The 11,283-nt window shown below is 69.4% G+C and carries 11 protein-coding genes, 1 rRNA gene and 1 riboswitch; of the genes, 1 reads left to right on the plus strand and 11 read right to left on the minus strand.

The features are described from left to right. Positions 1 to 176: 176 nt before the first annotated feature. Positions 177 to 275, minus strand: a riboswitch (glycine riboswitch). Between the two features lie 113 nt (positions 276 to 388). Then, entirely contained in the window at positions 389 to 760 is a 372-nt protein-coding gene (locus ABTY04_RS06235) for a PRC-barrel domain-containing protein (RefSeq protein WP_352212133.1), read from the plus strand. Here ABTY04_RS06235 and ABTY04_RS06240 read toward each other — a convergent pair. The 11 genes from ABTY04_RS06240 to rrf all read right to left on the minus strand — a co-directional run bounded on the left by ABTY04_RS06240 (position 757) and on the right by rrf (position 11,143). After that, the gene (locus ABTY04_RS06240; protein ID WP_352212134.1) at positions 757 to 2,205 is read right to left on the minus strand and encodes a DNA polymerase IV; all 1,449 of its coding nucleotides are present in this window, start codon (positions 2,203 to 2,205) and stop codon (positions 757 to 759) included. The two genes, ABTY04_RS06235 and ABTY04_RS06240, sit on opposite strands and share 4 nt — an antisense overlap. Before the next feature lie 77 nt (positions 2,206 to 2,282). Continuing rightward, complete coding sequence (locus ABTY04_RS06245; protein ID WP_352212135.1) at positions 2,283 to 2,921, minus strand: MerR family transcriptional regulator; 639 nt, start codon at positions 2,919 to 2,921, stop codon at positions 2,283 to 2,285. 178 nt (positions 2,922 to 3,099) lie between these two features. After that, a complete protein-coding gene (locus ABTY04_RS06250) occupies positions 3,100 to 3,573 on the minus strand; it encodes a bifunctional nuclease family protein (protein WP_030009777.1) in 474 nt (157 codons plus the stop codon). A gap of 62 nt (positions 3,574 to 3,635) precedes the next feature. Next, positions 3,636 to 4,409 (minus strand): transcriptional regulator FtsR, encoded by a 774-nt coding sequence (gene ftsR, locus ABTY04_RS06255; protein WP_352212136.1) that lies wholly within the window; start codon positions 4,407 to 4,409, stop codon positions 3,636 to 3,638. 19 nt (positions 4,410 to 4,428) lie between these two features. Continuing rightward, entirely contained in the window at positions 4,429 to 5,325 is an 897-nt protein-coding gene (locus ABTY04_RS06260) for an FHA domain-containing protein (protein WP_352212137.1), read from the minus strand. 130 nt (positions 5,326 to 5,455) lie between these two features. Then, positions 5,456 to 6,370, minus strand: a complete 915-nt coding sequence (locus ABTY04_RS06265) for a DUF881 domain-containing protein (protein ID WP_352212138.1) — start codon at positions 6,368 to 6,370, stop codon at positions 5,456 to 5,458. 5 nt (positions 6,371 to 6,375) lie between these two features. Next, positions 6,376 to 6,708 (minus strand): small basic family protein, encoded by a 333-nt coding sequence (locus ABTY04_RS06270; protein WP_030158423.1) that lies wholly within the window; start codon positions 6,706 to 6,708, stop codon positions 6,376 to 6,378. Beyond that, positions 6,705 to 7,613, minus strand: coding sequence for a DUF881 domain-containing protein (locus tag ABTY04_RS06275; RefSeq protein ID WP_352212139.1), 909 nt, complete (start codon positions 7,611 to 7,613; stop codon positions 6,705 to 6,707). Before ABTY04_RS06275 ends, ABTY04_RS06270 begins: the two co-directional genes overlap by 4 nt. Positions 7,614 to 7,720: 107 nt before the next feature. Next, the gene (locus ABTY04_RS06280; protein WP_352212140.1) at positions 7,721 to 10,216 is read right to left on the minus strand and encodes a sugar phosphate nucleotidyltransferase; all 2,496 of its coding nucleotides are present in this window, start codon (positions 10,214 to 10,216) and stop codon (positions 7,721 to 7,723) included. A 100-nt stretch (positions 10,217 to 10,316) separates the two neighbouring features. Continuing rightward, a complete protein-coding gene (gene clsA / locus ABTY04_RS06285) occupies positions 10,317 to 10,907 on the minus strand; it encodes a cardiolipin synthase ClsA (RefSeq protein ID WP_352212141.1) in 591 nt (196 codons plus the stop codon). A 119-nt stretch (positions 10,908 to 11,026) separates the two neighbouring features. Beyond that, a 5S ribosomal RNA gene (gene rrf / locus ABTY04_RS06290) occupies positions 11,027 to 11,143 on the minus strand. Positions 11,144 to 11,283: the final 140 nt, after the last annotated feature.

Consider the following 11,283-nt stretch of genomic DNA (forward strand, 5'->3'; position numbering starts at 1 on the left):
GTACGACCTGCGAGGGGCACCACGGCGCGGGCACCCGGACGGCCTCCCCCTCTGTCATCTCAACCTGAGAGCTTCACCGGAGTCGCGGGGATGACCCGCGGGATCCGGCTTTCACCGTCGGTGAGGAGGGGAACCGGCACTGCGCCCGGTACCCGCCCCTGCTTTCCAGAGTGGCCTCGTTCCGTGCGGTACGTATGCCTGAGAGATTCCGGGGAGGATTTGCTCCTTCGGCGCCTCCGTCATGCTCACTCGGAGGACTCTCCCGCACAGGGTCAACAGCCGTCACCCAGCCTACCAGCGAGGTTCTGGGACCTCCTTCGAGTGGCCCCTACCCCGGAAATGCACTTTTGTAGTCATTACGGAGGAGTTGCGACCACATGGAGGGACCGTGCAGACCGACATCGATCCGCGCAGCCTGATCGGCCGCAAGGCGTTCGACCGCAACGGAACCAAGATCGGCACCGTCGACGAGGTCTATCTCGATGACGCCACGGGCGTGCCCGAATGGGCCGCCGTCCGGACGGGCCTCTTCAGCCGGGACGCGTTCGTTCCCCTGGAGCCGAGCGAGGTCGTCGACGACACCCTGCGGGTCCCCTTCGAACGCGCTCTCATCAAGGACGCCCCGGACTTCGGCGTCGGCCGCCACCTCTCCCCCGAACAGGAGCTCCAGCTCTACCACCACTACGGACTGGACGTCTCCCTCCCGTCGGACATCCAGCGCGACTTCGGCCGTCTGGCGAACGGCGACGACTCCTCCTAGCCGGCTTGCGGCGCCGGCTCCCCGACGAGGGGCAGCGGATCGGACGGCTCCAGCTCGGGGTCCTCCACCCTGAAGGTGCGCACCCGGCCCGGTGGCGATCCGGGCTGCTCGAACCGCACGGTCACCCTCCCGACCCCGCTGCCCTGCACCCACCCGGGCCCGTATACGGCGTGCAGTACATCGCTCCCGGCCGCCCAGCGCCGCTCCGGGGCGGGCTCGGGGCCCCCGGCCGGCTCCGCGCCCCCGGGGGCCTCTGCGGGCCCGCCAAGCCCTCCAGGACCGCCAGGACCGCCAGGACCGCCCGACTCTCCGGGCCCTCCCGTCCCCCCGGCCTCCGCCACCTCACCCGTGTCGGCGGCCACGTCCTCCGCGGCCATGGACTGCGCGAACAGGTCCTCCTGCGTGTAGTCCGCCAGCCCGGTCACGCCCACCCCCAGCAGCCGCACCCCACCCGTGGTGTCCACCGCCTCCAGCAGACGCGCCGCAGCTTCCCGCACCACCGCGGGGTCGTCGGTGGGCCCCCGCAGGGTCTCCGAGCGCGTCAGGGTCGAGAAGTCGTACCGCCGCACCTTCAGCACGATGGTGCGCCCCGAGTGCCCGGAGGCCCGCAGCCGCTGCACACACCGGTCGGCGAGCCGCTGCACCTCGATCCGGATGCGCACCCGGTCGTGCAGGTCCACGTCGAAGGTGTCCTCCACCGACACGGATTTCGCGTCGCGCTCGGCGACCACGGGCCGGTCGTCCAGCCCCAGCGCCATCCGGTACAGCCCGACCCCGTGCGAGCGCCCGAGCATCCGCACCAGCTCGTCCTCACCGGCCTCGGCCAGGTCCCCCACGGTGGCCATCCCGGCGCGCCGCAGGTGCTCCCCCGTGACGGGCCCCACCCCGGGCAGGGTCCGTACGGACATCGGTGCGAGCAGCTCCCGCTCGGTCCCCGGTTCGATCAGCAGCAGCCCGGCCGGCTTGGCCTCCTCGGAGGCCACCTTGGCCAGCATCTTGGACCCCGCCAGCCCCACGGACCCGCTCAGCCCCGTGGCGGCCCTGATGTCGGCCCGCAGCCGCTGTCCCGTCTCCAGCGCGGAATCCGCGTCGAAGGCCGTACCGCCCGCCTCCAGGTCCACGAAGGCCTCGTCCAGGCTGAGCGGCTCCACCAGCGGGGACAGCTCCCGCAGCAGCGCCATGACCACCTCGCTCACCGACTGGTACAGCCGGAAGCGGGGGATGAGGTACGCGCCGTTCGGACAGAGCCGCCGGGCCTGGGCCGTCGGCATCGCCGAGTGCACCCCGAAGCGCCGGGCCTCGTACGAGGCCGTGGCGACCACGCCGCGCGGTCCGAGGCCGCCGACGATCACGGCTTTGCCGCGCAGGCTCGGCTTCGACGCCTGCTCCACGGAGGCGTAGAAGGCGTCCATGTCCAGGTGCAGGATGGTCGGCGCGGCTCTCACAGACCCGATGCTGCCTCATGCCACCGACAATCGGCCGGGGCGGGCCCGGCGCCTCGGGGCCGGGCCGGGAGGTCTGCTCAGCCGGCCCGGTTGCGCCGCGCGGCCAGCTCGTCCGCCGGGTTGTGGCCGACCACCGTCTCCCCGGTGTCGACCCGCTCGCCGTGCAGCTGTGACAGCACGTTCTCGACGTCGCGCCAGACCACGCCCACGGCGATGCCGAAGATGCCCTGCCCGCCCTGGAGGAGGCTCACCACCTGGTCCGGCGAGGTGCACTCGTACACCGTGGCGCCGTCGCTCATCAGCGTCATGCGTTCCAGGTCCGAGAAGCCGTGGTCCCGCAGGTGCTGGACCGCGGTCCGGATGTTCTGGAGTGCCACGCCGGTGTCCAGGAACCGCTTGACGATCTTGAGGACGACGACGTCCCGGAAGCTGTAGAGGCGCTGCGTTCCGGAGCCGTAGGCGGGGCGCACGGTGGGCTCCACCAGCCCGGTCCGCGCCCAGTAGTCGAGCTGCCGGTACGTGATGCCCGCCGCGGCGCACGCGGTCGGCCCTCGGTAGCCGACCTGCTCGGGTGCCGGGGCCGCGCCCGCAGGTGCGACCGACGCCTTCTCCGGCTGACGGCGCGCGGAACCCGCCGCACTGCCGTGGAGCGGGTACGGCCCACCGTCACTCCGCACGGGGATGCCCCCGGTCGTACCGTCGCCCGTGACTCTCACGCCGACCCTCCGTCCTTGACCTGCCCCCTCGAAGGTAGGCAGTCACCAGGGGTGCGTCAACGATCGCCACACTCGGCACGCCGAGTGATAATCACCCTGAGAGTGGTTTCCCGTGTCCTCGAACGGGGCAAGGCTAGCCGAATGGGCTGACGCACCCGTGGACGGCGGGGCCGACGGCTCACTGCGGCCCGGTGCCGAAGTCCTCCGGAGAGATCTGGTCGAGGAACTCGCGGAACTTCTCCACCTCATCCTCCTGCTCGTCCGGAATGGCGATGCCGGCGTCGTCCAGCACGCCGTCACTGCCGTAGATCGGCGTCCCCGTCCGCAGGGCCAGCGCTATGGCGTCGGAAGGCCGCGCGCTCACCTCGACCCCGCTGGCGAAGACAAGCTCCGCGTAGAAGACGCCCTCCCGCAGATCCGTGATCCGGACCTCGGTGAGCTCCTCGCCGATCGCCTCCAGCACGTCCTTGAACAGGTCGTGCGTCAGCGGCCGGGCAGGGGCCATGCCCTGCTGCGCGAAGGCAATGGCGGTCGCCTCCCCTGGTCCGATCCAGATGGGGAGGTACCGGTCGCCTCCCACTTCACGCAGGAGCACGATCGGTTGGTTGGAGGGCATTTCCACCCGGACACCCACAACGTCGAGCTCGTTCACACAGCAACCCTAGGACCTGCTCGGCAGGTTTGGGTAGTCGGGGCCCCCGAGGGGGCCCGAGGTCAGTGCAGACGGACGCCGAGCGCGGTCTGTACCAAGGCCTCGTGAAGCCGTACGGAGAGCCCCGCGAGCTCCTTCAAGGTGGCTTCCGCATGCGTTCTGGTCTGCGGGTTGCGGTGGCGGCGCAGCGGTGCCACGACCTGCTCCACCAGGCCCGCCTCGCGGTCCGCGGCGGCCTTCATGGCCCGCAGGTGCCGCGGCTCCAGCCCGAACCGGCCCAGATCCGCCACCAGCCGGGCCACGGTGACCGCCCCTGCGTCGAATCCGCCGCCGGGGGCCTCGGCGATCAGCCCGTACGACTCCCACTCGACGAGTTGGACCTCGTCCACGTCGGCCGCGGCGATCAACTCGGCACGGCCCACCCGGGCCGCGGCCGGACGCTCCCGGCCCACCTCGCCGTAGACGGCGCAAGGGCCGGCGGGATCGACGGAGTCACCGTGCGCCGTGGGCGCCGGGATGCGGATCTGCTCCCCGCGTTCGAGCGCGTCCAACTGCTCGCGGATGACCCTCAACGGCAGGTAGTGATCCCGCTGCAGCCGCAGGATCCGCGCAAGCCGCTCGACGTCCTCGGTGCTGAACTTGCGATATCCGGAAGGTGTGCGCCGGGGCTCGACGAGCCCCTCCGCCTCCAGGAAGCGGATCTTCGAGATCGTGACGTCCGGGAACTCGTCGCGCAGCGTGGTGAGCACCGTGCCGATGCTCACCAGCCGCCCGGCCGAGCCGGTGCTGCCGGCGGCGCCCCCTTTCGGGGCACCGCCGGTCGGGGTACGCAGCATGGGACCTTCCCTTGAAGGGTCAGATGCCCCGCAGGCTCGCGTAGAAGACCAGCCGGTACTTGCCGATCTGCACCTCGTCGCCGTTGTGCAGGGCGACCGAGTCGATCGGCTCACGGTTCACGTACGTGCCGTTGAGGCTGCCCACATCGGCGACGGTGAAGCCGCCGTCCTGGCTCCTGCGGAACTCGACATGCAGCCGGGAGACCGTGACGTCGTCCAGGAAGATGTCGCTCTGCGGGTGCCGGCCCGCCGTGGTCAGCTCACCGTCCAGCAGGAAGCGGCTGCCGGAGTTGGGGCCGCGCCGCACGATCAGCAGGGCGGAACCCGGCGGCAGAGCTTCCACCGCGGCCTGGGCCTCGGGGGACAGCGAGGACGACACGTGCTGTTGTCCCGACACCTCGGCCTCGTAGGCCTCAAGGCCCGAGATCGAGATGGTGGACGTGGTCTCCGAGGCACGCTCCGGCGTCAGACCCGCCCGCAGCGGCGCACCGCAGTTGGAGCAGAACCGGCTGGCCGCATCGCTGCGGTGTCCGCACCTGCTGCAAACCTGCTCGGCCGACATGGACGGCTCCTCGCGCCGCGGCTGCCCCGCGGAGGCATTGGTGGCATACGGGTCGGGGGCAAACCCTCCACCCGAACCTGAGGTTGATGGTTCACCGAAACCTATGCGTCCGGAACCGGCAGGGTCAACAGACGACGCGCCGGGCGCGCCCGGAACATCGCCCGCGCCCGCGACCTCGTCACGGAAGAGCGGCCGACCGCCCTGCCCTTCCATCTCTCCCTGCCCAGCACGGTGCCTGGCCGCACCGTCTTCCTCGCGGCTCTTCTTGCCGAACAACTTCTCAAACAACTTCACGGGCGATTCCCCTTGAACGAAACAGACCCGCCCGTGGGGCAGGACGAACTCCGAATGCACACACCTGCCGACCCGGACATCCTCACAACGTCCGTAACCACCAGACAGTTTCCACCACGCAGCACGACTTCAGTGCGTCGACCCCCCGCAGGCATCAGCCCGCGTGAGCCCGTCCGCTCCCCGTCCCGCGTCACGACGATGACGACCGAGCGTAGTCAGGCTGCTTCGCAGCCCGCAAGGCATCCACAACGATCTTCGCCGACCGTGTGACGGCGACGGTGGCCTGTTCCTTCTCCAACGTCTGCACGACACCGCCGGGGATGTTCAGGGCAGGCTCCAGATCCTGCGGCTTGCCGATCACCTTGAACTCGTAGGGCTGTGTGATCTTCTTACCGTCGATGCCGATCCCGCCGCCCTCGTCCGAGAAGAACGAGCTCGCCCCGATCCGCACACCGTTGATCTGGATCGCCTCGGCCCCCGCCGCCCGCAGCTCCTGGAGGGTGTCCAGCAGCTGGTCCGACTGCACCTGGCCCTTGGGGTCGGTGATCTTCAGCGTGATGCCGGGCCCCTGCGCTGCCACCGTACCGGCCAGGATGCCGAGTTGGCGTTCCTTCTCGACCGTCTGCCGACGGGCCTCCTCGGCCTGGTTGGAGCTGCTCTCCAGCTCCTTGCGCTGGTCCTCCAGCCGCTGCTTCTCGTCCTCCAGGCGCTTGGTCCGCCCGTCGAGCTCGTCGAGGATCCGTACGAGGTCCTCCTGACGGGCCCCGCGCAGCGCGCTGGAGTCGCTGTTCGACCGCACCTGGATGGCCAGGCCCAGCCCGAGGACGAACAGGAGCAGCGCGACGATCAGTTGGGCCCGGCTCACCCGCGGCGGCCACAGCACCTCCGCCAGCCGCTGCCGGCCGGTCTGCGCAGGCTCGGCGGGCTCGGCGGGCTCGGCGGCCTCGGGCTCCCCGGCGGCCGCCCCGGCCGCCTCGGAATCCTTCGCCTCGGCGGGCTGCGCCGGCCGACCGGCCTGCGCCTCCCGCTCACCCTGCTCCTGCTCGTCCTGCGGCGGCAGCTCCGAGCCCGTCGGCTCCTCGGGCGGATTGTCGTTCACACTCATCGGCCTCACGCCCGGAACACGTGCCGGCGGATGGCCGCGGCGTTGGAGAAGATGCGGATGCCGAGGACAACGACCACACCGGTCGACAGTTGCGAGCCGACGCCCAGCTTGTCACCGAGGAAGACGATCAGCGCCGCCACGACCACGTTCGACAGGAACGACACCACGAAGACCTTGTCCACGAAGATGCCGTCCAGCATCGCGCGCAGACCGCCGAACACCGCGTCCAGCGCCGCCACCACGGCGATCGGCAGATAAGGCTCGACGACGGCCGGCACTTCGGGCCGGACCAGAAGTCCGACCACCACTCCGGCCACCAGGCCCAGTACCGCGATCACGATGCACCCTTCTTCGGCTCTTCTGCTGTAGCTGTACGCACGGTCAGGCTCGACGCGGCCGGCAGCCGCAGCTCGTCCGCCGGGGACAAGGTGTAGCGGATCCCGTAATTCTCCTGCAGCGCGTGCAGGTACTGGCCGTCCGCGGAATCCTGGAACGCGGTCCCGAGCCGCTTCTTGTCCCCCACCGCCAGCACCTCGTACGGCGGCACCAGCGGCCTGTTGTCGACCAGTATCGCGTCACCCGCGGCCCTGATCGCCGACAGCGACGTCAGCCGCTGCCCGTTGATCGAGACGGCCTCGGCCCCGGACTGCCAGAGCCCGTTGACGATCTTCTGCATGTCCCGGTCCCGCAGCCGGCCGGTGTCCGAGAAACCGGTGTTCTCGCGCGGCTTGCCGCCCTCGCCCGACGAGGAGCCCTTGGCGTCGTCCACGACCAGCTTGATCCCCGGCCCCCGTACCTCCGTCGCACCGGACAGCAGCGCCACGCGCTGCCCCTGATCGCCGCCGTGCTGCTTCAGCGCCTCCCGCCGGCGGCTCTCGACGTTCGCCCGCAGCCGCTCGATGTCCTGCTCCAGGCCGTCCGCGTGCTCGTCGGCCCGCTGTACCCGGTCGATCAGCTCCTGGCGCTCCTTGGCCAGCACCGGCGCGGCTATCCGCGCCTGGGCGGCACCCAGCGTGACGACCATGGCGGCGAGCACGAGCCCGGCGGCGAGCGCCAGCTTGGCCTTGAGGTTCCGCGGCAGGCCCGCCGTACCCTCCGCCTCGCGCCGGGCCGACGCTTCCGCATAGCCGTCGTCGAGACTGTGGTCCATCACGTGCGTCAGCAGCGACATGGAAGCGTCCGGGCGCGCGGGAGGCGCCGGCACCGAACTCCGGCTGTGGGGCGGCTGCGACATGCCGCTCATCGTCGCATGTCGCAGCGGCCCACACCGAATGCGCCCGTCCGGTGGACCGGAGCAGCCGCTCCGCACCCGGTCCCCCGGACTGCGCTGGTCCGGCAGGTGTCAGGCGCTCAGTGCCCCGCGCCGTCCACCACACCCGCCCACTCGTCCAGCAACGCCTGCGCGGACGCGTCGTCGGGACCCTCGGCCCACAGGTGAGTGACCGCCTCCGCCGGGTCCGGCAGCACGAGCGCCCACCGCCCGTCGGCCTCGACCACCCTCACTCCGTCGGTGGTGTCCACCTGCCGGTCCCCTGCCGCCTCCACAACCCGCCGCATCACGAGACCCTTCACCGCCCACGGGGTCGGTACGTCCCGCTTGAGTACATGGGCTCGCGGTATCCGCGCATCGATCTGGCTCAGCGTGAGCTGTGTCCGCGCCACCAGCCCGATCAGCTGGACGAAGGCCGCCGACCCGTCGAAGACGCTGCTGAACTCCGGGACGATGTACCCGCCCCGGCCGTCCCCGCCGAAGATCGTGTTCTCCGCGCGGCCCACCCGCGTCAGATCGTCGGGCGAGGTCGTCGTCCACTCCACCTGGGTCCCGTGGTACGCCGCCACCTGCTCGGCGATCCGGGTCGTGGTCACCGGCAGCGCCACCTTGCCGCTGCGCTTCTCCGCGGCCACGAGGTCGAGCAGCACCAGCAGCGCCCGGTCGTCCTCGATGATCCGCCCACGCTCGTCCACCAGGGAGATCCGCTCGCCCACCGGGTCGAACCGCACCCCGAACGCGGCCCGCGCCGAGGCCACGATCTCCCCGAGCCGCACCAGCCCGGCCCGGCGGGACTCGGCGGTCTCCGTCGGTCTGGACTCGTCGAGCCCCGGATTGATCGTCAGCGCGTCCACGCCGAGCCGGCCCAGCAGGCTGGGCAGAACCAGCCCGGCACTGCCGTTGGAGGCGTCCACGACCACCTTGAGCCCGGAATCCGCGATCCCGGTCGTGTCCACCCGCCGCAGCAGCGAGCCCGTGTAGGCGTCGAAGACGCTGCCCGGGAACTGGAGGTCACCGATCTCGCCCGGGAACGCCCGCCGGTACTCCTGCCGTGCGTACACCCGGTCCAGCTTGCGCTGCTGCTGGAGCGAGAGGTCCGCTCCCCGCTCGTCCAGGAACACGATGTCGACCGAGTCCGGTACCCCGGGCGAGGTCCGCAGCACGATCCCGCCGGCGCTGCCCCGGGCGGTCTGCTGCCGCGCCACGGGCAGCGGTACGTTCTCCAGGTCGCGCACGTTGATCGCGCTGGCCTGGAGCGCCGAGATCACGGCCCGCTTGAGTGCTCTCGCGCCTCGGGAGTGGTCACGGGCCGTGGTGACCGTCGCCCCCTTCTTGAGGGTCGTCGCATACGCGCCGGCGAGCCGGACCACCAGCTCGGGCGTGATCTCCACGTTCAGGATGCCGGTGACTCCGCGGGCCCCGAACAGATGCGCCTGACCGCGGGACTCCCAGATCACCGACGTGTTGACGAAGGCGCCCGCCTCGATCGTCTTGAAGGGGTAGACCCGCACGTTCCCCTGGATGATCGATTCCTCACCGACGAGACACTCGTCGCCGATGACAGCCCCGTCCTCGATCCGGGCGGCCCGCATGATGTCGGTGTTCTTGCCGATGACGCAGCCGCGCAGATTGCTGTGGGGCCCGATGTAGACGTTGTCGTGGATGACGGCCTTGTGCAGAAAGGCCCCGCTCTTGACGACGACGTTGGAACCGACGACCGTGTGCTCGCGGATCTCCACGCCGGCCTCGACCTTGGCGTAGTCCCCGATGTACAGCGGGCCGCGCAGCACGGCGTCGGGGCTCACTTCGGCGCCTTCGGCGATCCACACTCCGGGCGAGATCTCGAAGCCGTCCATCTCGACCTGGACCTTGCCTTCGAGTACGTCGGCCTGTGCCTTGACGTAGCTCTCGTGCGTGCCGACGTCTTCCCAGTAGCCCTCGGCCACGTAGCCGTAGATCGGCCGGCCTTCCTTCATCAGCTGCGGGAAGACATCGCCTGACCAGTCGACCGGAACATCCGGGTCCACGTAATTGAAGACCTCGGGCTCCATGACGTAGATACCGGTGTTGACGGTGTCCGAGAACACCTGCCCCCACGTCGGTTTCTCCAGGAAGCGCTCGACCTTGCCTTCCTCGTCCACGATGGTGATGCCGAATTCCAGCGGGTTCGGCACCCGGGTCAGGCACACCGTGACGAGTGCGCCCTTCTGCTTGTGGAAGCGGATGAGGTCGGTGAGGTCGAAGTCGGTGAGCGCATCACCGGAAATGACGAGGAAAGCGTCGTCCTTCAAGGCCTCCTCGGCATTCTTCACACTGCCGGCTGTGCCGAGTGGCTTCTCCTCGTTGGCATAGGTGAGCTCCATTCCGAGCTCCTCGCCGTCACCGAAGTAGTTCTTGACGAGTGACGCCAGGAATTGAACGGTGACAACGGTCTCACTGAGCCCATGCCGCTTGAGCAGCCTGAGCACGTGCTCCATGATCGGCCGGTTGGCCACCGGCAGGAGCGGCTTGGGCATGCTCGAGGTCATGGGGCGAAGACGAGTGCCTTCGCCACCGGCCATAACGACGGCCTTCATGTCGGAAGAGTCCTCCTTGAGAGACGACGTTCTCGCCGACCTCACCCGTCCCGGACGGTGACTCCGCAACTCTTCCGCGTCAGCCGGGCGCCGAGCGAGCTCAATCGGCCGCGGCGTCCGCCTTCACGATCCGACGGACTTGCACCACGTAAAGGATTCCTGCCCACCAGTAGAGGGTTGTACCCCATCCGGCGAACGCCCATCCGAAAACTGCCCCCATCCAGGCCAACCAACCCGTACCGTCGCTGAGCAGCAGCAGGGGGAAGGCGTACATCAGGTTGAAGGTTGCGGCCTTGCCCAGGAAGTTGACCTGCGGCGGCGGATAGCCGTGGCGGCGCAGGATCCAGACCATGACCAGCAGCATCAGCTCACGGGCCAGCAGCGCCCCGGTGAGCCACAGCGGCAGAATGTCTCGATAGGTCAGGCCGAAGAGCGTGGAGAGGATGTAAAGCCTGTCCGCGGCGGGATCCAGCAGCCGGCCGAGGCTGCTGATCTGATTCCAGCGCCGTGCCAACTTGCCGTCGAGGTAGTCGCTGACCCCGCTGAGCATGAGCACGGCCAGCGCCCACCCGTCGTGCTCTTCCAGAATCAGCCAGAGGAACAGGGGCACGCCGGCGAGGCGAGCCATGCTCAGGATGTTCGGAATGGTGAAAATTCGGTCCGTCTGAACCCGAGTCTCCTGGACCTCCACCCGGGGGCCTCCACCTGTTGAACGTACGAACGATGCCTCCTGACCCTACAGGAACACGCACCGGCCCTGAACGCAGAAAAGCCCCGCACCATAAGGTGCGGGGCTTTCCCACAATGATTGTTCGGCGGCGTCCTACTCTCCCACAGGGTCCCCCCTGCAGTACCATCGGCGCTGAAAGGCTTAGCTTCCGGGTTCGGAATGTAACCGGGCGTTTCCCTAACGCTATGACCACCGAAACACTATGAAATTTGAACGCTGGCATGAACACAGCTGTTCGTTATTTCAGAACTAACACAGTGGACGCGAGCAACTGAGGACAAGCCCTCGGCCTATTAGTACCAGTCAGCTCCACCCGTTACCGGGCTTCCACATCTGG

Source organism: Streptomyces sp. NPDC097981, assembly GCF_040302565.1.
Classification (GTDB): domain Bacteria; phylum Actinomycetota; class Actinomycetes; order Streptomycetales; family Streptomycetaceae; genus Streptomyces.

Coding starts and splice junctions, on each gene's coding strand:
- ABTY04_RS06265 (WP_352212138.1), bottom strand. CDS start 6,370: ATGAGTGTGAACGACAATCCGCCCGAGGAGCCGACGGGCTCGGAGCTG.
- ABTY04_RS06280 (WP_352212140.1), bottom strand. CDS start 10,216: ATGAAGGCCGTCGTTATGGCCGGTGGCGAAGGCACTCGTCTTCGCCCC.
- ftsR (WP_352212136.1), bottom strand. CDS start 4,409: ATGCTGCGTACCCCGACCGGCGGTGCCCCGAAAGGGGGCGCCGCCGGC.
- ABTY04_RS06275 (WP_352212139.1), bottom strand. CDS start 7,613: ATGAGCGGCATGTCGCAGCCGCCCCACAGCCGGAGTTCGGTGCCGGCG.